Origin of the sequence: Amycolatopsis keratiniphila (assembly GCF_000400635.2) — a bacterium.
GTDB lineage: Bacteria > Actinomycetota > Actinomycetes > Mycobacteriales > Pseudonocardiaceae > Amycolatopsis > Amycolatopsis keratiniphila.
The window spans coordinates 4,635,478-4,659,158 of the sequence record NC_021252.1 but is presented as its reverse complement, the minus strand read 5'-3'; the positions used below and the strand labels follow the sequence as shown (position 1 = coordinate 4,659,158).

Sequence of the window (23,681 nt, the reverse complement as noted above, 5' to 3'; positions counted from 1 at the left end):
CGTGATCAGGGACGTGACTCGCGTGATTGGAGGCCGCACTCGCGTGTTCCGCCGCTGATCACGCGAGTTCCGCCTTCGATCACTCACGAGCGGCGCCGTATGGGATCGTGAGCGGATGAGGATCTTGCTCGTGGAGGACGAGCGACGCCTGGCCGAGTCGCTCCGGGCGGGCTTGAGCGCCGAGGGCTACGCGGTGGACGTCGCGCACAACGGCCGCGACGCGCTTTGGTACGCCGCCGAACATCCGTACGCCGCGATGATCCTCGACATCATGCTGCCCGGGCTGAACGGGTATCGCGTGTGCCGGAGGTTGCGCGAACGGGGCGACACCACCCCGATCCTGATGCTGACCGCGAAGGACGGCGAGGACGACGAGATCGAGGCACTCGACACCGGCGCCGACGACTTCCTCCCCAAGCCGTTCTCCTACGGCGTGCTGCTCTCCCGGCTGCGGGCGCTGATCCGGCGCGGGGGAGCGATCCGCCCGGGCACGTTGCGGCTCGGCGACCTCGAACTGGACCAGGCGAGTCGCACCTGCCGTCGCGGTACCGCCGAGATCCCGTTGACCACCAAGGAGTTCGCCCTGCTGGCGTATCTGATGCAGCGGCAGGGCGAGGTGGTCACCAAGGCGGAGCTGCTGGAGAACCTCTGGGATTTCGCGGCTTCGGCGACCGCGAACCTGGTGGAGGTCCACGTGAGCGCGTTGCGGCGGAAGATCGACGTGCCGTTCGGCGCGGAGACGATCCGGACGGTGCGCGGCGCCGGCTACCACGTGGTGGGCTCCGGTGCCTAAGGCGTGGCGGTCGACCCGCTTCCGGGTCGCGCTGACGTCGTTCGTGACGTCCCTTGTCGCGCTCAGCGTCGTCTCGGCGTGGCTGGTGCTCGATGCCCAGAACCGGCTGGGCAACGGCGCGGTGCAGGTGGCGAGGGCACGCGCGGCGGCGATCGTGCAGTTGCTGAACAACGGCGCCGCACCGGCCGACCTGCTCCTGCTCGTCCGGGACTCGGCCTACGAAGTGGTCGACCAGTCGGGCAAGCGCGTCATCGGATGCCCCGGGCTGCGGCACGGGCTGCTCGTCCAAGCGGACGACTACCAGCGCGGGGACTCCGTATCGGTGCTTGAGGCGGGTGCCGTCGACGAGGAGATGGCGGGTTCGGTCGGCTGCCGGGGAGTGCTCGGCCGGGATGTCGAGACCACCGAAACACGGGTGCACGTCGCGGCCGACACGAGCGGGGACAGCAAGTACCGGATCTACGGCGCCGCCGTCGTCGACGAGTCCGGACAGGCCGCGCTCGATTCGGTGCGGGTGACGCTGCTGGTGGGTGTCCCGGTGATCGCGCTGCTGATCGGGGCGATCGCGTGGTTCGCGGTCCGCCGGTCACTGCGCCCGGTCGAGGCGATCCGTTCGGAGGTGGCGGAGATCGGCGCGCACGACCTCTCCCGCCGGGTCCCGGCCCCGGACAGCGCCGACGAGATCGCGAAGCTCGCCGAAACGATGAACACGATGCTCGCGCGCCTGGACACCGCGGTCACCCGGCAGAGCCGGTTCACCTCGGACGCGTCGCACGAACTGCGCACCCCGTTGGCGTCCCTGCGGACGCAGCTCGAGGTGTTGCTCGCGCATCCGGACCGGCTGGACTGGCGTGACGCCTGCCGCAACGCGCTCCTCGACATCACACGGCTGCAGGACCTCGTCGCCGACCTCGTCCTGCTCGGCAAGCTCGACAACGCCGAGCCGGAACGGTCCACCCCGGTGCGGCTGTCCGAAGTGGTCGAGTCCTGTCTGTCCGGGCGGCAGGGCGTCCGCGCCGAGATTGAGGACGATCCGACGGTCCTCGGTGACCGCGGCAGGCTCGAACGGCTGCTGCGGAACCTGGTGGACAACGCGCAACGCCATGCCCGGACCGGTGTCGAGGTGCGCACGTCCATTGTGGACGATCTCGCCGTGGTGACGGTGACCGACGACGGGCCCGGCATCCCCGCCGCGGACCGTGAGCGGGTGTTCGACCGCTTCGTGCGGCTGGACGACGGACGTGCGCGTGACGAAGGCGGCGCTGGCCTCGGGCTGGCGATCGTGGCCGAGATCGCCCATGCGCACGGCGGCACCGTCGAGGTCGCCGAGTACGACGGAGGCGCCCGCCTCGTCGTTCGCCTGCCGTTGGCGGAAGCGCGAACCTGAAGACGTCTTCAGCTTCCTTAAGCTTCGGTTCAGCGTCCCGGCCCGACCCTTCGGGCCATGTTCGCTCCTTCGCTCCGCTCTTGGTGGCGGCCACTCGGCCACGCCGACTACCTGGCCTCGTCGTGGTTCCCCGGCCTCACCGGAGTGCGCGCGCTCGCCGCCGTGGCCGTCGTGTTCTTCCACTACGGAGGCCCCGTCGTGGACCGCCTCCAGGGCTGGATCGCCGTGCAGTTGTTCTTCGTGCTGTCCGGATTCCTCATCACGACACTGGCCCTGCGCGAGGAGGACCGCGACGGCCGGATCTCGCTGCGCGGGTTCTACCTGCGCCGGGTCTTCCGGATCATGCCGGTGTACTTCCTGCTCCTGGCGCTGACCACGATCGCGGTGACGATCGGCGGGACGTATCAGAGCAGCAGGCTCGCCGACGCCATGCCGTACTACCTCGTCTTCGGCAACGAACTCGTCGACTTCAACACGCCGTATCCGACCTCGTGGTCGCTGGGGGTGGAGGAGAAGTTCTACCTGGTGTGGCCCGCGTTGCTGGTGCTGACGTCGTTCGCGCGAAGCGGGAAGGCCGCGTTGCGGCTACTGCTGGGCGCGTCGGCCGTTGTCGGAGTGGTGCTGTTCGCGCTGCCGCTGGCGCCGTCGCACACCTGGGCGAGCCTCTCGGTCCACTACTGCTCGCTAGTCGTGGGCTGTCTCCTGGCGATGGCGCTCCACCATCCGCGTGGGTTCGCCCTGGTCCGGCCGCTGACCAGCCCGGCCGTCGCCACGGTGATCGGCTGCGGCTTCGTCGTGCTGCAGTTCTCCGTCGGCCCGCTGGCGAAGGCACTCGGCGGGCATTGGCAGTTCGTTGTCCCGGTTTACGCGGCGGGCTCGGCACTGCTGCTCGTCGCCGTCGTCTCACCGGGCCCGGTGCGGACACTGCTCTCGTGCAGGCCGATGACCTTCGTCGGAGATCGCTCGTACGCGCTCTATCTCGCCCAGACCGGTGCCGCCGGGGTCACGGGCTGGCTGCTGCCCAGCGGACTGGCCAAGGCCGCCGCTACGACGGGTGTCGCGTTGGTGTTCGCCTGCGCGCTGCGCCGCTGGGTCGAGCTGCCCGCCATCGCCTACGGCCGGAAGGTCGTCGAACGACGCGCGCCCGCCGGGCCTCCGGTGGAGGCCACGACGGGCGCGCGGTAAAGCGGTGGATCAGTGGTGAGCGGCCACCGAGGCGCCGCCGGCACTCTTCTTGACGAACAGCGAACCGACGAACGCGGCCAGCCCGACACAACCGGCGACCATGAACGTGGTGCGGATACCCGCCGAGTCGGGGCTGGCCGCCCCGGCCGTGGCCGTGCTCGCCGTGGCCACCGCGATGAACACGGCGGTGCCGAGCGCGCCGGCGAGCTGCTGCAAGGTGGCGAGGATCGCGCTGCCGTGTGAATAGAGGTGCTCGGGCAGCGATCCCAGCGACTCGGTCATCAGCGGCGTCATCATCAGGCCGAGCCCGCCCATCAGGAGGACGTGGATGGCGATGGCCGCGATCAGCGGCGACTCCGGGCCGAGCAGCGCGAACAGCCACAGCGAGACCGCCATCGCGGCCGCACCGGGGATGACCAGGGGCCGGGGGCCGAAGCGGTCGTACAACGCGCCGACCGGACGGCCGAGCAGCCCGAGGACCAGACCGCCGGGAAGCACCGCGAGCCCGCTGACGAACGTGCTGGTGCGCAGCACGGTCTGCAGGTACAGCGGCAGCAGGATCGCCGCGGCGCCGAGCAGGCACATGAACAGCAGCGCCGTCAGGACCAGCGAGACGACGAAGCTGCGGTGGGTGAACGGGCGCAGGTCCAGCAGGGCGCGATCTTCCTTCTGCAGGCGCAACTGGCGCCAGGTGAACACCGCGAGGGCCGCGGCGCCGATGACGATCGGCACCCACGGCGGCACCGGCTGATGTCCGCCGGCGGACTCGCCGGACACGGACAAGCCGTACAGCACGCCACCGAAACCGACGGCGGACAGGATCACCGACAGCACGTCCAGGGGAACCTTGCGGGTGTCGCTCTCCAGCCGCAGCTGCAGCATGCCGACCACCAGGGCTGCGATCGCGAGCGGCAGCACGATCCAGAACATCCAGCGCCAGCCGAGCGAGGAGAGCACGGCACCGCCGATGGTCGGGCCGATCGCCGGGGCGACCGCGATGACGATGGTGATCGTGCCCATCGTGGCGCCGCGTTTCTCGACCGGGACCAGGCGCATCACCGTGGTCATCAGCAGCGGCAGCATCACCGCGGTACCGCAGGCCTGGATGACCCGGCCGGTCAGCAGGAGGGCGAAGCCCGGGGCGAGCGCGCTGACCAGGGTGCCGGTGCTGAACAGGGTCAGCGAGGCGAGGAAGACCTGGCGCGGGGTGAACCGTTCGAGCAGGAACCCGGTGGTCGGGATGACGACCGCCATGGTCAGCAGGAAGCCGCTGGTCAGCCACTGGACGGTGGTGGTCGGGACCTTCAGGTCGACGGTCAGGTCACGCAGCGCGACGCTCAGGATGGTCTCGTTGAGGATCATCACGAACGCGGACAGGACCAGGACCCCGATCAGGAGCCCGGCTTTGGCCGGTGCCCGTTCCTGGTCGTGGGTGGTTTCGGGCAGGGTCTCGGTCATCAGTGAAGGGCTCCTGGAAGGGCGCGGGTCCGCGTGGGCCGCCTTCGACGACGGCAACGGTGACAGCGAAGGCGAGGGTGAATTCGTCCTTCAGTCTGCCTGGGCCGGTCGGTGCCTGTCACGTGAATTTCCGTAGTGAGTACGGTCACTGCCCTTTCGGGCGCGTCCGGACCGCACGCCGGAGGAACGGATTTCCGGTGGCAGCACGGTAAAATCGGCCCGTGACCAGAGCGATCACGGCGGATCGATGGCGTTCGGTGCGGCGAGCCTATCGGGTGACGGGCGCGCGATTCGCGGAAATGGTGGGACGCGTCCCGGATCCGTCCGCCATGGTCACCGCGGAGTGGACGGTGGCCGAAACGGTCGCCCACGTCGCGATGATCGCGAAGATGTACACGTCGCTGGCGCGTCCGGACGGCGCCCCGGTGCTGGACGCCCGCGGGCAGAGCCAGGTCGAAAAGACCACTGTGGACACGGTTTCCGTCTTGAACGGCTTGGTGCTGCGGGACTTTCCCGAACGCGACCTCGGCGTGCTGGTGACCGGATTGCTCGCGGACATCGAAGAAGTACTGCGCGTGACCGAGGACGCCGATCCGGCGATGCCGCTGGACTGGCTCGGGGGCTCGAAGGTGCCGCTCGCCGGGGTGCTCGCCCATCTGGTCAACGAACTGCAGATCCACGGCTGGGACATCGCCAGGGCGCTGAAACTGCCCTGGACGATTCCGCCCGGTGACGCGGCGTTGTTCTTCGATCTCTTTCTGGTCGGTGTGCTGAACCATGACGTCGGGCACCTCCTCGATACCGACGCGCCGCCCCGAGAGCGGAGGATCGCCGTGGCGTTCCGGTCGGCGTACACGTCCCCGGTCGTGCTGGTGCTGCATCGGGGACGGGTGACGGTCGAGGAACCCGGAAGCCCCGTCGACGCGCGGATCTCGTTCGATCCGCCGTCGCTGAACCTGATGTTGTTCCACCGGGTCGGCAAGGTGCGTTCCGCGCTGACGGGCAAGGTCGTCGTCAGTGGTCCGCGGCCGTGGCTGTTGCCCGCCTTCCTGCGTGTCGTGCGTCTGCCCTGAGGGCACGGCTAGGCTTTCGCGGTGCCGAAGGATTCCATCGACCGCATGGTCGACGAGTGGGCCGCCAGCGACGGCGCGCTCGACGTCAGCGCCCTGCAGGTGGTCGGCCGGTTGTTCCGCACCGCCGGGCACGGCCAGTCGGCCGTCGTCGAGGCGCTTCGGCCGTTCGGTCTCAGCTATGCCGACTTCGACGTCCTGAACACCCTCCGGCGCCGCGACGACCCCGGAGGGACGCATCCGCGGGACCTGGCGGAGACCGCGCTGATCACCTCGGGCGCGATGACCGCGCGGCTCGACCGGCTGGAGCGGAGTGGCCTGGTGAAGCGCCACTCCGATCCCGAAGATCGCCGCGCGGTCCGGATCCGGCTCACCAAGGCCGGGGCCGACCTCGCGGCGAAGGCGCTGGACGCCGTCCTCGTCGCCGACGAAGACATCCTGTCGCCGCTCAGCCCGGCGCAACGGCGGACGCTGGCGGCCCTGCTGAAGAAGCTCCTCCTGCACGCCGAAACGGGCTAAGCGTTCTCCGCCTCGAACTCGGCCTTGTACGCGGCCGCGCGCTCGATCGAGTCGACCGGCCAGGCGACCAGGCTCACCGGCACCCGGTCGCCGACCGCCGCCGCGACGTCACGCGCGATGGTCAGTGAGGTGCCACCGCAGATTTCGATCGCTCCGGCCCCGGCGTCGGCCAGTTCGCGGGCGATCCGGACCGCGGCGGGGGAGTCCGGCACCGAGACCACCGTCGTCCTGCCGCCGCTCGCGTGCTCGCGGACCAGGCGGTGCTTCGCCGGATCGGCGCTCGGATGCCCGACGAAGACGGTGGCGGAATCGCGGACCGGCCGGGCAGCCGGCGCGCCGTACCCCGCCACACCGACCGCCGCCCGGCCGTCGACGGCCTCGATGACCTGCGCCGCCGAGGCGAGGTCGAAACCGCGGTACAGCTCCATGAGCCGGGCGCCGTCGGCCACGGCCTCGGACGCGACCTTCGCGGCGGCGGCGCCGTCGGGAACCCAGACGAGCAGGGCCTCCGCGTCGCCGAGGTCCTGCACCACCCGGTCGGTCTCGGGGTCGGAACCCGGTTCGAGAAAGAGGAACAGATCGATGTTCTCGCTCATCGCACCCACCCAGTTAGCTTGGCATTGAACTACTTGATGCCAAGGTTAACCGGCCGGGCTCGCCACGTATTCCGGAAAGCTCAGGCGGGGGCGTCGAACCGGCGTCGCGAGTTCTCGATGTGGCCGAGGAACCGGTGGGTCCAGTCGCACATCCCGTCGACCGTCGCGCGCAGGCCGTGGCCGGCCTCGGTGAGGGTGTAGTCGACGCGCGGCGGCACCGTCGGATGCACCGTCCGCTCGAGGAGGCCGTTGCGCTCCAGCATGCGGAGGTTCTGCGTGAGCATCTTGTGGCTGATGCCCTCGATGTCGTCGCGCAGCTCCGTGAATCGCCGAGTGCGGTCGCCGACCGTTTCGATGATCAGGAGCGCCCACTTGTTGGCGACGTCGGAGAAGATCTCGCGCGCCAGTGAGTCCGCCCGCAGGAGATCGGCGTCGTCCGAACCGTTGAGCTGCTTGGTCACCATCGGGTTCCCCAGTCACGAAAAAGTGCGTTCTTCCAGGTCGTCGCACACTCTCCTACAGTTCCTGGGTAACCACAAGTGACCTATGAGGAGTACGGATGAGCATCACCCTGGTGAATCCCGCGGGATTGCCGGAGATCCCCGCCTACCGTCAGGTGTCGATCGCGACCGGGTCGAAGCTGGTCTTCATCGCGGGGCAGGTCTCCTGGGACGCCGACGGCGCCCTGGTCGGCGAAGACGACCTCGCCGCGCAGGTCGAGCAGTGCTACCTGAACGTCGGCGCCGCGCTCGCCGGGGCCGGCGCCACCTTCGACGACGTCGCGAAGATGACCGTCTACGTCGTCGACTGGACGCCGGACAAACTCGCGCTGTTCCTCGAAGGCGTGGACCGGGCCGCCGCGAAACTGGGCGGAACCCCGGTCCCGCCGGGAACGCTGATCGGTGTCGCGGCACTCGATGTGCCCGAGCACCTCGTCGAGGTCGAGGCGACCGCGGTCATCGACTGACGTTCACTGACCGCGCGCGGCGCGCCAGACCGGGCTGTCGACGTAGTGGTTGTCGTACTGCTTCGAGGACGCGGCGATCTCCGCGGGGTCCGCTTCACCGCGCGCGACCCGGTCGAGGAGCCGGTAGTAATCGAAGCGGGCCATGCCCGGCGTGAAGGTGACCAGAACGTCGGCGTCCGACCCGGCGGCGGGCCCGAACGCGTGCGGCACCTTGGGCGGCACGGCGAGGAAGTCGCCCTTCTCCAGGGTGTGCAGGGTTTCCTCGACGAGGACCTGGAGCTTTCCTTCGAGCACGAAGAAGAACTCGGTCGCGCGGGTGTGGAAGTGGGCCGGGGTGCCGAAGACGCCGTCCTTCAGAGTCGCGCGGTTCGCGGTGAAGCCCCCGTCGGTGGTGTCCGAGTCGGCCAGCAGCGTGATCTCGCTGCCCGGCGCGTCGCTGACGATCTCGGCGTCGGCGGCCCGCAGGAGGAAGGGGTCGAACATGGTGGCGTCTCCTTGGTTCTTCGTGTTTCAGCAGGCTCGCTGACAGGACCAGCCTCTCTTGGGCGCAGGGGTCGATCAACGCGGAAAGTCGGACCGATCGATAATGTGGAGGTTATCGATGTGGAGCTTTGGTGGGCCTGGCATGCGATCAAGCCACCGCCACTCACGACCCCGTATCCGTCGTGGGCTGAAGGCTCCCTTCGCCGCATCCGATGCGGCGAAGGGAGCCTTCAGCCCACGCGCATCACGCATCGGCAGTCGCAACGGCTGCGCGTGAAGGACTCCTTCCCTCGGCTGAGCCGAGTGAAGGGGGCCTTCACGTACTTGGTGCGCCCATCGGTCAGGCGGCGAAGACCTGCGAGTCGTCGGCGAAAGCCTTGAACTCCAGCGCGTTGCCCGCCGGGTCCAGCAAGAACATCGTCCACTGCTCACCGGTCTGGCCTTCGAAGCGGACGTAGGGCTCGATGACGAACGAGGTGTCCGCGGCGCGCAGCCGATCCGCGAGCTTCTGGAACTCCGGGACGGTGAGGATCAGGCCGAAGTGGGGGACGGGCACGTCGTGACCGTCGACGGGGTTGTGGATCCGCTGCGGCCGCTCCGGGGCGAGATGCGTGACGAACTGGTGGCCGTGGAGGTTCCAGTCGATCCACGTGTCGGAGCTGCGGCCCTGTTCGAGGCCGAGGACCTCGCCGTAGAAGGTTCGAGCGGCGGCCAGGTCGTCGACGGGCATGGCGAGGTGGAAGCGCGGGATGGGGGAGTCGAGGACGGTCATTTCGAGGATCCTTTCCGGCGGGCGAGCACTTGTCCCAATGTTAACATTAGGACAAAGTGCGGGGTCGCTACGATCGGCGTTCCGGCGGAAGGATGAGGATGAGCGAACCCGGCAGGGTGGTGCCGGCGCGTCGTCGCGGGCTGGCGGACGAGGTGGCCGACAGGGTCAGGGACGCCATCTTCGGCGGCGCCTATCCGCCCGGTGCGCAGCTGCGCGAGGTCGAGCTTTCGGAGGCGCTCGGGGTCAGCCGAGGTCCGGTGCGCGAGGCGCTGCTGAAACTGGAGCGCGAGGGCCTGGTCCGCAGCGAATGGCATCGCGGCGCGATCGTCACGACGCTGTCCGATGTGGACGTCGCGGAGCTCGACAGCCTGCGCTCGGCCCTGGAGCAGCTCGCCGTCCGGCTCGTGGTTGCGAACGCCCCGGAGGCGGAGCTGGCCGCGATCGACGAGGTCGTCGACCGGATGGACCGGGCCCGCGACGAACACGAGATGGTCCGCTGCGACATCGACTTCCACGACGCGGTCTATGCCGCCTCCGGGCATCGGCGGCTCGTCGAGGCGTGGCAGGCGATCCGGTCCCAGGTGCACCTGTTCCTGCTGACCCGGATCGGCGTGAGTTCCGACGGCTATCTCGCGAACATCCCGGCCGAGCATCGCCGGCTCGCGTCCGCGCTTCGTGCCCGCGACGGGGAGAGGGCGCTCGAACTGTTCGCCGTCCACAGGGGGCAGGCGCTCGACGTGCTGACCGGGAAGTGACCCTGGGCGGAACCCCCTGGTGAACGATACGGTGCCGAGGCGGACGAAATGATGCCTTGGGTCTTGACGGCAAGGTGGGCCACGGCTTAACTCAAGCCATGAAATAAGGCGTGTCCCGGGTCACAGGCTCCGGACGCGGCTTGGCCACTCACCCCGAGGACCATCGATGCGAATCGGAAAGATCGCTCCCGCGCTCGTCCTGGCGCTGGCGGCCGCCGCCACGACGGCGTGCGGCGGCGGCGACACGGCGTCCAATGCTCCCAAGGAGCTCGTGTACTGGGCGTCCAATCAGGGCACCAGTCTCGACAACGACAAGGCCGTCCTGCAGCCCGAACTGGACAAGTTCGAGAAGGCCTCCGGGATCAAGGTCAAGCTCGAAGTCGTCCCGTGGACGGATCTGCTCAACCGGATCCTCGCGGCCACCACCTCCGGCAAGGGCCCGGACGTGCTCAACATCGGCAACACGTGGTCGGCCTCGTTGCAGGCGACCGGGGCGTTCCTGCCGTTCGACGACGCCGCGCTGGAGAAGGTCGGTGGGAAGTCGCGGTTCCTCGGCCCGTCGCTGGCGGCCACCGGGGCGAGCGGACAGCCGCCGGTCGGCGTACCGCTCTACGGCCAGGCGTACGGCCTGTACTACAACAAGAAACTCTTCGCCGAGGCCGGTATCACCAAGCCGCCCGCCACCTGGGAAGAGCTCGTCGAAGACGGCAAGAAGCTCACCAAACCCGACAAGGGCCAGTGGGGGCTTTCGCTCCAAGCGGGCCAGGTCACGGAGAACAGCCACCACGCCGCGATCCTCGGCGCCCAGCACGGCGCGCAGTTCTTCACCGCCGAGGGCAAACCGCAACTCGCGTCGGATCCGTCGGTCGCGGCCGTGCAGCAGTTCGTCGACCTGATGCAGAAGGACAAGATCGTCAACCCGGCCAACGCCGAATACGCCGACACCGCCAAATCGCTCAAAGATCTGTCGGACGGCAAGGCCGCGATGTTCATGAACCAGGCTTCCGCGGGGTCCTTCAAGAACATCGGGATGGACATGGCGAACCTCGGCGTCGCGCCGATCCCGCTGCCCGCCACCGCGCCGCCGAACGGGCGGAAGGTGACCAGTTTCGTCGCGGGCATCAACATGTCGGTCTTCAAGAACACCAAGAATCCCGACGCCGCCTTGGACTTCGTCAAGTTCATGGTCTCGGCACCGGAGCAGGCGCTGCTCAACAAGACCTACGGATCGCTGCCGACCGTCCAGGACGCCTACAGCGACGCGGCGTTCCAGACCGAGGACGTCAAGGTGTTCCAGAACGTGCTCGCGAATTCGGCCGAGCCGATGCCGCAGGTCCCGCAGGAATCGCAGTTCGAGACCCTGATCGGCACCGCGATGAAGGGGATGTTCGCCGACGTCGCGGCGGGCAAGCCGGTCGACGGGGCCAAGATCCGGGACCAGCTGAACCAGGCGGACCAGCAGATCGCGGCCGGTGGTTGATGCCGACCGCGCTCGACGACGCCCCGGCCGTGAAGGCGGCCGGGGCGCCCAGGCCGAGGCGTGCCCGGCGTGGCCGGCGCCGGGTCGCGCTGCCGTATCTGCTCCTGCTGCCCGCGATCCTGCTCGAACTGCTCGTCCACCTGATCCCGATGGTCGCCGGGCTCGTGATGAGCTTCTTCAAGCTCACGCAGTTCTACATCCGGGACTTCTCGTCCGCCCCGGCGGCCGGGCTGGACAACTACAGGTTCGTGCTGGACTTCGACGCCGCGGCGGGGAAGTCGCTGCTCGGCTCGTTCTGGATCACCGTCCTCTACACCGTCCTATCGGTCGGATTCTGCTGGCTGTTCGGAACGTCGGCCGCCGTGCTGATGCAGAAGAACTTCCGCGGCCGCGGCCTGCTCCGGACGCTGTTCCTGGTGCCGTACGCGCTGCCGATGTACGCCGCGGTGATCACCTGGTCGTTCATGTTCCAGAAGGACACCGGCCTGGTGAACGATCTGCTGGGCACCGATTCCTTCTGGCTCATCGGGGACAACAGCTTCTGGTCGCTGGTGGTCGTCTCGGTGTGGCGCAACTGGCCGTTCGCGTTCCTGATCGTGATGGCCGGGCTGCAGAACATCCCCGGCGAACTGTACGAAGCGGCCGCCATCGACGGCGCGGGCTGGTGGCGCCAGTTCCAGGCGATCACCCAGCCGATGCTGCGCCCGGTCAACCAGGTTCTGCTGCTGGTGCTGTTCCTGTGGACGTTCAACGACTTCAACACGCCGTACGTCCTTTTCGGAGCGTCCGCGCCGAAGGAGGCGTCGCTGATCTCGATCCACATCTACCAGAGCTCCTTCGTGACCTGGAACTTCGGTCTCGGCTCGGCGATGTCGGTGCTGTTGCTGCTGTTCCTGTTGATCGTCAGCACCGTCTACTTGGGACTGACCGCACGCAGGAGGAACGCCGTTGTCTGAGCCTCGCTGGGTCCCGTGGGCCCGCCGATTCGTCCTCGGCTTCCTCGCCCTGTTCACCCTGATCCCGCTGTACGCGATGGTTTCGTCGTCGCTGAAGCCGCTCGGGGACGTACAGGGCACCTGGGAATGGATCCCGACGACGCTGACTATCCAGCCGTTCTTCGACATCTGGGAGACCATCCCGCTCGCCGACTACTTCGTGAACAGCCTGGTCATCTCCGGTTCGGCGGCGATCCTCTCGGTGGTGATCGCGATCTTCGCGGCGTACGCCCTGAGCAGGTTCCGCTTCCGTGGCAAGAATTTCTTCAAGATGACCGTGCTGTCCACGCAGATGTTCCCCGGAATCCTGTTCCTGCTGCCGCTGTTCCTCATCTTCGTCAACATCGGCAACACCACCGGCATCGTCCTCTACGGCTCCCGGCTCGGACTGATCATCACGTATCTGACCTTCTCGCTTCCGTTCGCCATCTGGATGCTGGCCGGCTACATCGACTCGATCCCCAAGGAACTCGACGAGGCCGCGATGGTCGACGGCACCGGGCCGTTCGGCGCGCTGATCCGCGTGGTCGTCCCGGCGGCCATGCCGGGCATCGTCGCGGTGGGGATCTACTCGTTCATGACGGCCTGGGGCGAGGTCCTGTTCGCGTCGGTGATGACCGATTCGGGCACGCGGACCCTCGCCGTCGGGCTCCAGGAGTACTCCACCCAGGTCCAGGTGTACTGGAACCAGGTCATGGCCGCGTCCCTGATCGTCTCCGTCCCGGTCGTCGCCGGATTCCTGCTGCTCCAGCGTTATCTCGTCGCCGGGCTCACCGCCGGTGCCGTGAAATGACCCGCCCGTCGCTCCGTACAGAGAGGTCCGCCTTGAATCTGCACCTGCCCGCCGATTTCCTGTGGGGTGCGGCCACCGCCGCGTACCAGGTGGAAGGCGCCGTCGACGCCGACGGCCGTCTCCCGTCCATCTGGGACGACTTCGTCCGGGTCCCGGGTGCCGTCCTGAACGGCGACACCGCCGACGTCGCGTGCGACCACTACCGGCGCTGGCCTGAGGATCTCGCCATCATGAAGCGACTCGGCCTGGACGCCTACCGTTTCTCCATCGCGTGGCCGCGGGTGATCCCCGCCGGCCGCGGGGCGGTCAACGCGGCGGGCCTCGACTTCTACGACCGGCTCGTCGACGCGTTGCTCGAAGCCGGGATCCGGCCGTTCGCCACGTTGTTCCATTGGGACCTGCCATCGGCGCTGAAGGGCGGCTGGCCCGAGCGCGACACTGCCTACGCCTACGCCGATTACGCCGCCGTCGTCGCGGCTCGGCTGGGAGATCGGGTCGCGGACTGGAACACCGTCAACGAACCGCTGTGCTCGGCGTGGCTCGGCTACCTCGAAGGCCGGTTCGCCCCAGGCGTCAAAGACCTCAAGCAGGCCATCGACGCGTCGCATCATCTCCTGCTCGCGCACGGCCTCGGCGTGCAGGCGATCACCGCCAACGCCGCGCGGTCCGCGAACATCGGCCTCGTGGTCAACCTCAGCGGGATCGAGCCCGCGTCGGATTCCGTGGCGGACGTCGAAGCGGCGAAACGGATGGACGGTCACGTCAACCGCTGGTGGCTCGATCCGTCGAACGGCCGCGGCTACCCGGCGGACATGATCGAGGTCTACGGCGTCGAACCGCCGGTCGTCGGGAACGACCTGGAGGTGATCTCGACCCCGGTCGGCTTCCACGGGCTGAACTACTACTTCCGGCAGATTGTCGAGGACGACCCGGAAGGCCCCGCGCCCCGCGCCCGGCAGGTGCCGGTCGAGGGCGCGGCGACCACGGCGATGGGCTGGGAGATCCACGGCCAGGGGCTCGCGGACCTGATCCACCGGCTCGCCAACGAGTACGGCGCCCGCGCCATCTACGTCACCGAGAGCGGGGCGGCCTTCGACGACAAGGTCGCCGAGGACGGTTCGATCCACGACGCCGACCGCATCGCCTACCTGGAGGAACATCTGGGCGCGGTGGCCGGAGCCGCTGAAGCGGGGGCGCCGGTGAAGGGTTACTTCGCCTGGTCGCTGCTCGACAACTTCGAATGGGACAGCGGGCTGAGCAAACGGTTCGGGCTCGTGCGGGTCGATTACGACACGCAGGTGCGCACGGTGAAGGCGAGCGGGCACCGGTACGCGGAGATCATCGCGGCACACCGGAAACGCTGAGGGGGTTTCGGTATGTCATGAAAGGGTCGTTCAGGACATATTTCGTCCTGAACGACCCTTTCATGACAACCGACCCGGCCGGGTTAGCGGCATGGCCTCCCGTCGGGGCTGAGCCGGCAAGCGGTTCGTACGGGCGGATGGACCGAGGGGCCCGGATTCGTCGCGCGGTACGAACGGACGCCCGCTGAAACCTCCTAGGGTCGCCATAACGAGGCGATCCTAGGAGGCGAAGTATGCGGACACTCTTGCGTGGCGGTCGTGTCGTCGATCCGGCGACGGGCTTCGACGGTACGGCCGACGTGCTGGTATCCGACGGGGTGGTCACCGCCGTCGGGGAGGGTTTGACCGCGGAGCCGGGCGACGTGGAGATCGACGTCCGCGGGCTCGTCGTCGGGCCGGGCTTCATCGACCTGCACAGCCACGTGCACACCATCGCGGGCCAGCGGCTTCAGGCGATGGACGGGGTGACGACCGCACTCGACCTCGAAGCCGGCTTGATGCCGATCGAGCGGGCCTACGCCGAGGCGGCCGCGGCGGGACGGCCGCTGCACTACGGATTCTCCGCGTCCTGGGGCGCCGCGCGGGCGCAGGTGCTCGCCGGGATCGAGCCGGACGCGAACATCGACAGCGGGCTGGCGGTACTCGGAAACCCCGTCTGGCAAAGGACTTCGTCACCGAAGGAGCTCGCTGCCTGGCTGTCCCTAGTGGACAGTGAACTGACCGCGGGCGCGCTCGGCGTCGGCGTGCTCCTCGGCTACGCGCCCGACACCGACCCAGGGGAGTTCCTCGCGCTGGCCCGGCTGGCCAAGGAGGCCGGGGCACCGACCTACACGCACGTCCGTGAACTGGTCGAGGTGAATCCGGCGACGCCCATCGACGGCTCGGCGGAGATCGCGATCGTCGCGGCCGAGACCGGCGCCGCGATGCACCACTGCCACGTGAACAGCACTTCCGGCCACCAGATCGAGCGCGTGCTCGCGGCACTCGAAGCAGGCCGCGCCGCCGGATCGCGGGTGACCGTCGAGGCCTATCCGTACGGGGCGGGCAGCACGGGGATCGGCGCGGCGTTCCTCTCACCCGAACGCCTGAAGATGAAGGGCCTGTCCCCGTCCAGTGTGATCATGCTGGAGTCGGGGGAGCGGATCGCCGACGAAGGCCGCCTGCTCCAGGTGCGTGCCGAGGATCCCGGCGCGCCGTGCATTCTGGAGTTCCTCGACGAAAGCAGCCCGCACGACCTCGGCCTGCTGCACCAGGCGCTCGCGTTCCCGGACGCCATCGTGGCCAGTGACGCGCTGCCCGTGTACTGGAAGAACGGCACCAGCGAGAGCACCGAATGGCCGTTGCCGCCCGGCGGGGCGACGCATCCGCGCACGTCCGGGACCTACAGCAAGACGTTGCGGCTGATGGTGCGGGAGAGCAAGGCGTGGACGTGGCTGGAGGCGTTCCGGCGCTGCTCCTACCTGCCGGCGCGCGTGCTCGACGAGGTCGCTCCCGGGGCGCTGGCCAAGGGACGGCTGAACGTCGGAGCCGACGCCGACATCGTCGTCCTCGACCCGGAAGCCGTCACCGACGCGGCGACCTATTTCGACCCGACCAGGCCTTCGGTCGGTGTGCGGCACCTGTTCGTCTCGGGGGTCCCGGTCGTCACCGACGGGAATCTGCGCACGGACGCGTTCCCCGGCAAGCCGTTGCGGGGTGAGCCTCGATGAGCGACCTGCTCGCCGACATCGAGACGCTCGTGCGCTGCGAGTCGCCGTCGTCGGACCACGAGGCGGTGGCCCGCAGCGCCGAAGTGGTGGCCGAGGTCGGCCTGAGGCTGCTCGGTGCGGAGCCCGAGCGGATCGTGGTGGACGGCGTCACCCATCTCCGCTGGCGATTCGGTGACGGCCCGGCTCGGGTACTGCTGCTCGGTCACCACGACACGGTGTGGCCCCACGGTTCGCTGGAGACACATCCGTTCTCGGTGCGGGACGGAGTGCTGCGCGGCCCCGGCTGCTTCGACATGAAGGCTGGCGTCGCGATGGCGCTGCACGCCGCGGCGACCTTGCCCGACCGCGACGGACTGTCCATTCTGGTCACCGGCGACGAGGAGCTCGGTTCGCCCTCGTCCCGCGCGCTGATCGAGGAGACCGCGGCGGGCTGTGACGCGGCGTTCGTGCTGGAGGCTTCGGCCGACGGCGGTGCGCTGAAATGCCGTCGCAAAGGCGTTTCCCACTACCGGGTCGAGGTCACCGGCCGTGCCGCGCACGCCGGGCTCGAACCGGAGAAGGGGATCAACGCGGGAATCGAGATCTCCCACCAGATCCTCGCCATCGCCGCGCTCGCCGACCCCGTGGCCGGGACGAGCGTGACACCGACCGTCGTCTCGGCGGGAACGACGGTCAACACCGTGCCCGCCGCCGCGAGTGTGGCCGTTGACGTCCGCGTATGGGACGAGGCCGAGCAACTCCGCGTCGACCGCGCCATGCGGGAACTCCCCGCGGTCCTGGAAGGTGCCGAGGTCCGGGTGACCGGCGGGATCAACCGGCCGCCGCTCGAAGCGGCCTCGTCGGCCGGATTGTTCGCGCTCGCCCAGGACCTGGCGGGCGATCTCGGCCTCGGGACCCTGACCTCCGCGTCGGTCGGTGGCGCCTCGGACGGCAATTACACCGCGGGCATCGGCGTTGCCACCTTGGACGGTCTGGGCGCCGTCGGGGGCGGGGCACACGCGGATCACGAACACGTCGTCGTCGCGGAACTGCCGCGCCGCACCGCTTTGCTGGCCGCGCTCGTGGAGAACGTGCTCGCGAAACGGGATCCGTCCGGTGGGACGAATCGCGCGGGCGAATCTGGTACGGCACGACGGTGACTCGGCCGTCGTGCGGGGAAAGGATTGTCCCGTGACGAATCTTGCGACGAACGCGGAAAGCCTCGCGTCGGCGGAGGTGCGCGACGAAGCCGTCGCCGCCGCGCGGGCCGCCGCCGCGGCTTCGGGCGTCGAAATCCGCGAACTCACCGAAATCGCCGATCTGGCCGCGGTGGTCGGCCTGTTCGAGTCGATCTGGCAATCGGCACCCGGCGCGCGGCCGGTGAGCACCGAACTGCTCCGCGCGATGTCCAGCGCCGGGAACTACGTCGCGGGCGCCTTCGAGAACGATGAACTGCTGGGGGCCTGTTTCGGGTTCTTCGGGAACCCCGGAAAGGCGAGCCTGCACAGTCACATCGCCGGCGTCGCCAAGGCGGGGGCCGGCCGCGGGATCGGGCACGCGCTCAAACTGCACCAGCGCGGGTGGGCACTGCTGCAGGACGTCTCGGTGATCACCTGGACGTTCGACCCGCTGGTGCGCCGCAACGCCTATTTCAACCTGGGGAAACTCGGCGCGCGCCCGATCGGCTACCTGCCCGACTTCTACGGTCCGATGGAGGACAGCATCAACGGTTCGGGTGACACCGACCGGCTGATGGTCGGGTGGGACCTGAAGAGCCCGGAGGTCCGTGCCGCGGCCTTCGGTGAACCCGTCCTGATCGACGCAGAAGCGCTCGGCGCGGTGAAGGCGCTCTCGGTCGACTCCGACGGTGGTCCGAGTATCGGATCGGCCGACGCGCCGACCGTGCTCGTCGCCGTCCCGTCCGACATCGAACGGTTGCGCCGTACCGACCCCGGTCGCGGTACCGCGTGGCGCGCCGCCCTGCGTGAAGTCCTCGGTGGACTGATGGCGGACAACGCCAAGGTCGCCGGTTTCGATCGTGCCGGCTGGTACGTGATCTCGAAGGAGCAGTCGTGAAACTCAGCGGTGTGGAACTGCGCCGGGTCCGGATGCCGCTCGTGGCCCCGTTCCGGACGTCGTTCGGAACGCAGTCGGAACGGGAACTGCTGCTCGTCCGCGCGGTGACCCCGGCGGGCGAGGGCTGGGGCGAATGTGTTGCGATGGAGGCGCCGCTCTACTCGTCGGAGTACAACGACGCCGCCGAACACGTGCTGCGCACCCACCTGATCCCCGCCCTGCTGGCCGCGGAGGACGTGACCGCGTACAAGGTGACGCCGTTGCTGGCGAAGTTCAAAGGGCACCGGATGGCGAAGGGGGCGCTGGAGATGGCGGTCCTCGACGCAGAACTCCGCGCGCACGAGCGGTCCTTTGCCGCCGAGCTCGGGTCCACACGCGATTCCGTGGCCTGCGGGGTCTCGGTCGGGATCATGGACTCGATCCCGCAGCTGCTCGACGTCGTCGGCGGCTACCTCGACGAAGGCTATGTCCGGATCAAACTGAAGATCGAGCCCGGCTGGGACGTCGAGCCGGTCCGGCAGGTGCGTGAGCGCTTCGGTGACGACGTGCTGCTCCAGGTCGACGCGAACACCGCGTACACCCTGGGCGACGCGCCCCTGCTGTCCAGGCTCGACGCCTTCGATCTGCTGCTGATCGAGCAGCCGCTCGAAGAGGAGGACGTGCTCGGCCACGCCGAACTGGCGAAGCGGATCCGGACGCCGATCTGCCTCGACGAGTCGATCGTGTCCGCCAAGGCCGCCGCGGACGCGATCAAGCTGGGCGCGTGCCAGATCGTCAACATCAAACCGGGCCGCGTCGGCGGCTACCTCGAAGCACGCCGGGTGCACGACGTCTGCGCGGCGCACGGGGTGGCGGTGTGGTGCGGCGGGATGATCGAGACCGGCCTCGGCCGCGCGGCCAACGTCGCGCTGGCCTCGCTGCCCGGTTTCACGCTGCCGGGGGACACCTCGGCCTCCGGCCGGTTCTACCGCACGGACATCACCGAGCCGTTCGTGCTGGACGCCGGGCACCTGCCGGTGCCGACGGGACCGGGACTGGGCGTGACTCCGATTCCGGAACTCCTGGACGAGGTCACCACGGAGAAAACGTGGATCGGTTCGTAGCGCGCCACGAAATCCGGGGTTAGATTTGGTCGGATCGAACCAATCGGTTTGGTGAGACCGGGTTTAACTTCGGGGGGTGCTGACACCGGTGCCCAGCAAGCCGCATACGAGCTTGGGACGCGTCCTCGAAGACCTCGGGGACGTGCTCCTGGAGCCGGTCGCGGTCGGCCGGACCACCCGCAAACAGCTCGGCGGGGTGGTCATCCACGATCCGCACGACGAATCCGAAATCCCTGGCGGGGCCGTCGTGCTCGGCGTCGGGGTGCGGGATCGGGACGAGGTCGTCCGCCTCTTGCACGACGTGGGTGCGCGAGGCGCGGCGGCGCTCGTCGTCCGGTCTCCCGTCACCCCGGCGCCGGAACTCCGGCGTGCCGCGGACTCGTCCGGGGTCGCCCTGCTCGGGCTCGCGCGCGGCGCGTCCTGGGCGCAGCTCGCCGCCATGCTCCGGACCTTGCTCGCCGAAGAGGACGTCGGCGAGGTCTCGCCCCAGACGCTCGGCGGAATGCCGTCGGGTGATCTCTTCGCGCTGGCCAACGCGATCGCCGCGCTGCTGGACGCGCCGGTGACGATCGAAGACCGCAACTCGCGTGTCCTCGCGTTTTCCGGACGTCAGGACGAGGCGGACCCGTCCCGCGTCGAGACCATCCTCGGCAGGCAGGTGCCGGAGCGGTTCACCCGCGGGCTGGAACAGGACGGCGTCTTCGAGCGGCTGTACCGCGACCAAACGCCGGTCTACGTCGACCCGCAGCGGTACGACGACATCGAGATCGTCCTTCCCCGGGTGGCGCTCGCCGTCCGCGCCGGCGACGAGGTACTCGGGTCGATCTGGGCCGCGGTGCGGGAACCGCTCAGCGAAGAGCGGACGCAGGCGCTGATCGACGCCGCCAAACTCGTCGCGCTGCACATGCTCCGGCTGCGGGCCGGCGCCGACGTCGAACGACGGCTGCGCGCGGACCTGGTGAGCACGGCGCTCGAAGGCGGTGCCGGCGCGCCGGAGGCGATCGCGCGGCTCGGGCTGCTCGGCCAGCCGTCGATCGTGCTCGCCATGGGCCTGCTCGGCACACCCGAACCCGAGGACGACCTCAGACTGGTCGCGGACCGCCAGCGGGTCGCCGACGCACTGGCCATGCACCTGAGCGCCGTCCAGCCCCGCTCGGCCGTCGCGCTGGTCGGCGACGTCGCCTACGGAATCCTCCCGATGCCCGGCGGGCACGCCGACTGCCAGGAACGTTCGGTGCGGGTCGCGTCGACCTTCCTGGAGCGCACGGGACGCCGGGCGGCGGCCGCGATCGGGATCGGACCGCTCGCGCTCGACGCCTCCGGCCTGCACGCCTCCCGCGACGGCGCGGACCGGGCGCTGCGCGTGCTGCTCACCAACGGCGGCGCCAAACGCGTCGCGACCGCGGACGACGTCCACGTCGACGCGCTCATGCTCGATCTCGCCGACCTCGCCGCGGCCAGGGGAGACGTCGCGACAGGACCTGTCGCGCGGTTGCTCGCCTACGACGCGCAGCACCAGTCACAACTGGTGCACACCCTTCGATGCTGGCTCGACGCCTTCGGTGACATCGGAGCCGCGTCCGCCTCGGCGTACGTCCATCCGAACACCTTCCGCTACCGGCTGCGGCGGCTCGCGGAGGTCGGCGGGATCGACCTCGACGACGCGGGGGAGCGGTTCGCCGCGATGCTGCAGTTGCGGCTGCTGCCCCGTGACGCGCGGACCGGGCCACCGGGCGCCGAAGACTGACGTTGGTCTCCCGGCCCGAAACGACGGCCGATGTTCGTGTGATCGCACGAACTCCGCTCGGCGGCCGCGTTTCAGAATGAGTGATCGGCGCCACGCTCGCGCCGTTCTCCTTCTCTCCCAAAGTTTCGCGGAGGCGCCATGACGGCAGTGGTCAACGAGGACACCTGGACAGCACGGCGGATCAACCGGACGGCGCTCATCACGATGGTGGTGATGGTGTTCGCCTGGGCGGTCGACTACATCGACCGGTTCTCGATCGGGATGGCGCTGCCGATGATCGGCGCCGAATTCGAGCTCAGCAAGACCCAGCAGGGCTGGCTCGTCACCGTGTTCGCGCTGGTGTACATGGTCTGCCAGATCCCGGCGGGCTTCCTCGCCGACCGATACGGCTCGCGGGGGCCGATGCTGGTCACGCTGCTGCTCTGGTCGGCGTTCACCGCGATGACCGGGATGGCGGGCACCTTCGGCATGCTGCTCGTCGTCCGCGGCCTTTTCGGTGTGTGCCAAGGACTTTTCCCGGCCGCCTCGTTCAAGGCGATCGCCGAACGGACCACCCCCGGCAACCGCGCGACGGTGACCGGCGTGATGCTGTCCGCCGGTGGCATCGGCGCCGGCCTGGCGCCGTTGATCGTCGGCCCGTTGCTGATGGCGGTCGGCTGGCGGCACACGTTCTTCTGGATGGCCGGTGTCGGCGCGATCATCGGCGTGGTCGTCTGGACGCTGCTTCCCAAGGCGCTGCCGGAAAGGCTGAGCAGCCTCCCGCGTGATGAGGCGAAGACCCCGGAGGTCTCCCGCAAACAGGTGCTGAAGTCCTTTGTGGTCTGGAAGTTCACGCTGTTGTTCTGTGCCACGAACATGTTGAACTACGGCCTGATCACCTGGGTGCCCAGCTACCTGCTCGAAGCGCGGGGCCTGACGCTGAACCAGACCGGTGTGCTCGCGGCGATCCCGATGCTGGTGAGCATCGGCACCACCATCCTCGGCGGCTGGCTGTTCGACCGCTACTTCCACGACCACGGCCGGTGGTACCTCAGCTCGATCGCGCTGGTGACCGTGGTGCTGCTGATCCTGATGGTGTCCGCGGAGACCACGGCGGAGTTCACCCTCTACGAGACGCTCGCGCTCGCGGTATTCGGCATGGCGACGATGGCCGTCTTCGGCCTGCCGCTGCGCGTGCTGCCCACGGCGGTCACCGGGATCGGCATGGGCGTGATGAACTTCGGCGGCCAAGTGGCGGGCGCGGTCGCGCCGGTGGCCATGGGCTGGCTCGCCGACGCCTTCTCCTACACCGCGGCGTTCGGTTTCCTCATCGGCACGACCTTCCTCACCGCCGTGATGGCGTTCTGGGTACCGCAGAACCCGGCGCAGTTCACCTTCTCCCCGGCGAGTCCCCGCTCGGCCTCGTGAGTGGCGTTTCGGGTTCTAACCCGAAACGCCACTCACGAGCCCAACGCAGACAAGGAGTCCCATGCCCACCGCGTCCGAAGTCACCGAAACGATCAGCGAGCGCGCGAAGGAGGTCGGCGTCCGCGTCCGGCTGCACGCGGCCGAAATCGACGGCACCCGGCAAATCGGCGTCGACGAACACGCCCCGGTCGTCACGGCGTCGGTCTTCAAGGTCCCGATCGCGCTGGAACTGGCGAAGCAGGGGGCCGAGGGCGCGCTCGACCTCGGCGAGCGGATCACCGTCCCGCCGGGGCATCCCACGCCCAGCCCGTACGGCCTGGCCACCTTCCGGCACGAGATCACGATGTCCTGGTACGACCTCGCGATCCTGATGATCGGGATCAGCGACAACGTCGCCACCGACCTGATCCTCGACCGCGTCGGTAAGGAAGCGACCGAGAAAACGTTGCGCGACCTCGGCTTCGAGCACACCACCGTTTCGCAGGACTGCGGAGAGGTGCTGCGCGGCATCGGGGAGGACCTCGGAATCTCCTACGAGGACGACGAAAGGCTGCTGACGGAGCTGCCGATCGAGCGGATCACCGCGTTGCGCGCCCTGCGACCGGAGCACACTTGCGCCACGACCGCGGAGGAGATCACCCGGCTGCTCGGGCTCGTCTGGCGCGACGAGGCGGCCGCACCGGCGGCGTGCGCGGACGTCCGGCGCTGGATGGAACTCCAGGTGTGGCCGCACCGGCTGCGGTCCGGGTTCCCGGACGACGGGATCCGCGTCAGCGGCAAGACCGGGACGCTGCCGTCGGTGCGCAACGAGGTCGGCGTGGTCGAGTACCCGGATGGCGGCCGTTACGCGGTAGGGATTTTCACCGACGCGGTCGACGGGCGGTCGCGGGTGCCGGAGCGGGACGCGTTCATCGGGTTCGCCGCGGCACAGGCCGTCGAATGGCTCAGGCTTCCCGAGGCCGACCGCGAATGATTCGTCCGGCCGGATGAATTTTCCCGCCGCTCTCGTCGTTCCGCACGAACCGGTGACGCCCGTCACCGGC

Annotated in this window: 23 protein-coding genes; 18 read left to right on the top strand and 5 right to left on the bottom strand. The window is 69.0% G+C overall.

The features are described 5' to 3' along the window. The first annotated feature begins 115 nt into the window (after nucleotides 1-115). From AORI_RS62230 to AORI_RS62220, 3 genes are read left to right on the top strand one after another with little or no spacing between them, the layout of a single operon-like run. Complete coding sequence (locus tag AORI_RS62230; RefSeq protein WP_043848140.1) at nucleotides 116-793, top strand: response regulator transcription factor; 678 nt, start codon at nucleotides 116-118, stop codon at nucleotides 791-793. Next, entirely contained in the window at nucleotides 786-2,180 is a 1,395-nt protein-coding gene (locus tag AORI_RS62225) for a sensor histidine kinase (protein WP_016334592.1), read from the top strand. The genes AORI_RS62230 and AORI_RS62225 overlap by 8 nt, the downstream gene beginning before the upstream one ends. Nucleotides 2,181-2,237: 57 nt before the next feature. Continuing rightward, a complete protein-coding gene (locus tag AORI_RS62220; RefSeq protein WP_016334591.1) occupies nucleotides 2,238-3,365 on the top strand; it encodes an acyltransferase family protein in 1,128 nt (375 codons plus the stop codon). A 9-nt stretch (nucleotides 3,366-3,374) separates the two neighbouring features. On the opposite strand, the gene AORI_RS62215 is transcribed toward AORI_RS62220, so the two are convergent. Further along, on the bottom strand, nucleotides 3,375-4,823 hold the full coding sequence (locus AORI_RS62215; protein WP_016334590.1) for a DHA2 family efflux MFS transporter permease subunit: 1,449 nt from the start codon (nucleotides 4,821-4,823) through the stop codon (nucleotides 3,375-3,377). A 299-nt stretch (nucleotides 4,824-5,122) separates the two neighbouring features. On the opposite strand from AORI_RS62215, the gene AORI_RS62210 reads away from it, so the two are divergent. Next, nucleotides 5,123-5,896 carry a maleylpyruvate isomerase N-terminal domain-containing protein gene (locus tag AORI_RS62210; RefSeq protein WP_081809797.1) on the top strand — a complete coding sequence of 258 codons (774 nt, stop codon included), beginning with the start codon at nucleotides 5,123-5,125 and terminating at the stop codon, nucleotides 5,894-5,896. A 21-nt stretch (nucleotides 5,897-5,917) separates the two neighbouring features. Further along, the gene (locus AORI_RS62205) at nucleotides 5,918-6,412 is read left to right on the top strand and encodes a MarR family winged helix-turn-helix transcriptional regulator (protein ID WP_016334587.1); all 495 of its coding nucleotides are present in this window, start codon (nucleotides 5,918-5,920) and stop codon (nucleotides 6,410-6,412) included. Here the strand turns inward: AORI_RS62205 and AORI_RS62200 are convergent. Then, nucleotides 6,409-7,008, bottom strand: a complete 600-nt coding sequence (locus AORI_RS62200; RefSeq protein WP_043848139.1) for a DUF6506 family protein — start codon at nucleotides 7,006-7,008, stop codon at nucleotides 6,409-6,411. The genes AORI_RS62205 and AORI_RS62200 overlap by 4 nt on opposite strands. 80 nt (nucleotides 7,009-7,088) lie before the next feature. Continuing rightward, nucleotides 7,089-7,472, bottom strand: a complete 384-nt coding sequence (locus AORI_RS62195) for a winged helix-turn-helix transcriptional regulator (protein WP_016334585.1) — start codon at nucleotides 7,470-7,472, stop codon at nucleotides 7,089-7,091. Between the two features lie 95 nt (nucleotides 7,473-7,567). Here AORI_RS62195 and AORI_RS62190 point away from each other — a divergent pair, with 95 nt between their 5' ends. Beyond that, complete coding sequence (locus AORI_RS62190; RefSeq protein ID WP_016334584.1) at nucleotides 7,568-7,975, top strand: RidA family protein; 408 nt, start codon at nucleotides 7,568-7,570, stop codon at nucleotides 7,973-7,975. A gap of 3 nt (nucleotides 7,976-7,978) precedes the next feature. Here AORI_RS62190 and AORI_RS62185 read toward each other — a convergent pair whose 3' ends face one another. Beyond that, on the bottom strand, nucleotides 7,979-8,458 hold the full coding sequence (locus AORI_RS62185; RefSeq protein ID WP_016334583.1) for a cupin domain-containing protein: 480 nt from the start codon (nucleotides 8,456-8,458) through the stop codon (nucleotides 7,979-7,981). A 340-nt stretch (nucleotides 8,459-8,798) separates the two neighbouring features. Continuing rightward, nucleotides 8,799-9,230: a VOC family protein gene (locus AORI_RS62180; RefSeq protein WP_016334582.1), complete on the bottom strand. Its 432-nt coding sequence runs from the start codon at nucleotides 9,228-9,230 to the stop codon at nucleotides 8,799-8,801. Between the two features lie 98 nt (nucleotides 9,231-9,328). On the opposite strand from AORI_RS62180, the gene AORI_RS62175 reads away from it, so the two are divergent. The 12 genes from AORI_RS62175 to AORI_RS62120 all read left to right on the top strand — a co-directional run bounded on the left by AORI_RS62175 (nucleotide 9,329) and on the right by AORI_RS62120 (nucleotide 23,611). After that, nucleotides 9,329-9,985 carry a GntR family transcriptional regulator gene (locus AORI_RS62175; RefSeq protein WP_016334581.1) on the top strand — a complete coding sequence of 219 codons (657 nt, stop codon included), beginning with the start codon at nucleotides 9,329-9,331 and terminating at the stop codon, nucleotides 9,983-9,985. A gap of 166 nt (nucleotides 9,986-10,151) precedes the next feature. Then, on the top strand, nucleotides 10,152-11,465 hold the full coding sequence (locus AORI_RS62170) for an ABC transporter substrate-binding protein (protein WP_016334580.1): 1,314 nt from the start codon (nucleotides 10,152-10,154) through the stop codon (nucleotides 11,463-11,465). Then, nucleotides 11,465-12,421: a carbohydrate ABC transporter permease gene (locus AORI_RS62165; protein WP_016334579.1), complete on the top strand. Its 957-nt coding sequence runs from the start codon at nucleotides 11,465-11,467 to the stop codon at nucleotides 12,419-12,421. Before AORI_RS62170 ends, AORI_RS62165 begins: the two co-directional genes overlap by 1 nt. Beyond that, the gene (locus tag AORI_RS62160) at nucleotides 12,414-13,253 is read left to right on the top strand and encodes a carbohydrate ABC transporter permease (protein WP_016334578.1); all 840 of its coding nucleotides are present in this window, start codon (nucleotides 12,414-12,416) and stop codon (nucleotides 13,251-13,253) included. Before AORI_RS62165 ends, AORI_RS62160 begins: the two co-directional genes overlap by 8 nt. Before the next feature lie 32 nt (nucleotides 13,254-13,285). Continuing rightward, nucleotides 13,286-14,617 (top strand): GH1 family beta-glucosidase, encoded by a 1,332-nt coding sequence (locus tag AORI_RS62155; protein WP_016334577.1) that lies wholly within the window; start codon nucleotides 13,286-13,288, stop codon nucleotides 14,615-14,617. A gap of 233 nt (nucleotides 14,618-14,850) precedes the next feature. After that, the gene (locus AORI_RS62150) at nucleotides 14,851-16,326 is read left to right on the top strand and encodes an amidohydrolase family protein (protein ID WP_016334576.1); all 1,476 of its coding nucleotides are present in this window, start codon (nucleotides 14,851-14,853) and stop codon (nucleotides 16,324-16,326) included. Continuing rightward, nucleotides 16,323-17,465 (top strand): M20 family metallopeptidase, encoded by a 1,143-nt coding sequence (locus AORI_RS62145; RefSeq protein WP_016334575.1) that lies wholly within the window; start codon nucleotides 16,323-16,325, stop codon nucleotides 17,463-17,465. The genes AORI_RS62150 and AORI_RS62145 overlap by 4 nt, the downstream gene beginning before the upstream one ends. Nucleotides 17,466-17,496: 31 nt before the next feature. Then, nucleotides 17,497-18,381 carry a hypothetical protein gene (locus tag AORI_RS62140; RefSeq protein ID WP_016334574.1) on the top strand — a complete coding sequence of 295 codons (885 nt, stop codon included), beginning with the start codon at nucleotides 17,497-17,499 and terminating at the stop codon, nucleotides 18,379-18,381. Beyond that, on the top strand, nucleotides 18,378-19,484 hold the full coding sequence (gene menC, locus AORI_RS62135; protein WP_016334573.1) for an o-succinylbenzoate synthase: 1,107 nt from the start codon (nucleotides 18,378-18,380) through the stop codon (nucleotides 19,482-19,484). The genes AORI_RS62140 and menC overlap by 4 nt, the downstream gene beginning before the upstream one ends. Nucleotides 19,485-19,560: 76 nt before the next feature. After that, on the top strand, nucleotides 19,561-21,231 hold the full coding sequence (locus AORI_RS62130; RefSeq protein ID WP_043848138.1) for a PucR family transcriptional regulator: 1,671 nt from the start codon (nucleotides 19,561-19,563) through the stop codon (nucleotides 21,229-21,231). Nucleotides 21,232-21,369: 138 nt separating this feature from the next. Next, complete coding sequence (locus tag AORI_RS62125) at nucleotides 21,370-22,638, top strand: MFS transporter (protein WP_016334571.1); 1,269 nt, start codon at nucleotides 21,370-21,372, stop codon at nucleotides 22,636-22,638. A 61-nt stretch (nucleotides 22,639-22,699) separates the two neighbouring features. Beyond that, nucleotides 22,700-23,611: a serine hydrolase gene (locus tag AORI_RS62120; RefSeq protein ID WP_016334570.1), complete on the top strand. Its 912-nt coding sequence runs from the start codon at nucleotides 22,700-22,702 to the stop codon at nucleotides 23,609-23,611. Nucleotides 23,612-23,681: the final 70 nt, after the last annotated feature.

Excerpts from the sequence above, each read along its gene's own strand:
- AORI_RS62230 (WP_043848140.1), top strand. The coding sequence starts at position 116 with ATGAGGATCTTGCTCGTGGAGGACGAGCGACGCCTGGCCGAGTCGCTC.
- AORI_RS62220 (WP_016334591.1), top strand. The coding sequence starts at position 2,238 with ATGTTCGCTCCTTCGCTCCGCTCTTGGTGGCGGCCACTCGGCCACGCC.
- AORI_RS62215 (WP_016334590.1), bottom strand. The coding sequence starts at position 4,823 with ATGACCGAGACCCTGCCCGAAACCACCCACGACCAGGAACGGGCACCG.
- AORI_RS62210 (WP_081809797.1), top strand. The coding sequence starts at position 5,123 with ATGGTGGGACGCGTCCCGGATCCGTCCGCCATGGTCACCGCGGAGTGG.
- AORI_RS62200 (WP_043848139.1), bottom strand. The coding sequence starts at position 7,008 with ATGAGCGAGAACATCGATCTGTTCCTCTTTCTCGAACCGGGTTCCGAC.
- AORI_RS62195 (WP_016334585.1), bottom strand. The coding sequence starts at position 7,472 with ATGGTGACCAAGCAGCTCAACGGTTCGGACGACGCCGATCTCCTGCGG.
- AORI_RS62190 (WP_016334584.1), top strand. The coding sequence starts at position 7,568 with ATGAGCATCACCCTGGTGAATCCCGCGGGATTGCCGGAGATCCCCGCC.
- AORI_RS62185 (WP_016334583.1), bottom strand. The coding sequence starts at position 8,458 with ATGTTCGACCCCTTCCTCCTGCGGGCCGCCGACGCCGAGATCGTCAGC.
- AORI_RS62180 (WP_016334582.1), bottom strand. The coding sequence starts at position 9,230 with ATGACCGTCCTCGACTCCCCCATCCCGCGCTTCCACCTCGCCATGCCC.
- AORI_RS62175 (WP_016334581.1), top strand. The coding sequence starts at position 9,329 with ATGAGCGAACCCGGCAGGGTGGTGCCGGCGCGTCGTCGCGGGCTGGCG.
- AORI_RS62170 (WP_016334580.1), top strand. The coding sequence starts at position 10,152 with ATGCGAATCGGAAAGATCGCTCCCGCGCTCGTCCTGGCGCTGGCGGCC.
- AORI_RS62165 (WP_016334579.1), top strand. The coding sequence starts at position 11,465 with ATGCCGACCGCGCTCGACGACGCCCCGGCCGTGAAGGCGGCCGGGGCG.
- AORI_RS62150 (WP_016334576.1), top strand. The coding sequence starts at position 14,851 with ATGCGGACACTCTTGCGTGGCGGTCGTGTCGTCGATCCGGCGACGGGC.
- AORI_RS62145 (WP_016334575.1), top strand. The coding sequence starts at position 16,323 with ATGAGCGACCTGCTCGCCGACATCGAGACGCTCGTGCGCTGCGAGTCG.
- AORI_RS62125 (WP_016334571.1), top strand. The coding sequence starts at position 21,370 with ATGACGGCAGTGGTCAACGAGGACACCTGGACAGCACGGCGGATCAAC.
- AORI_RS62120 (WP_016334570.1), top strand. The coding sequence starts at position 22,700 with ATGCCCACCGCGTCCGAAGTCACCGAAACGATCAGCGAGCGCGCGAAG.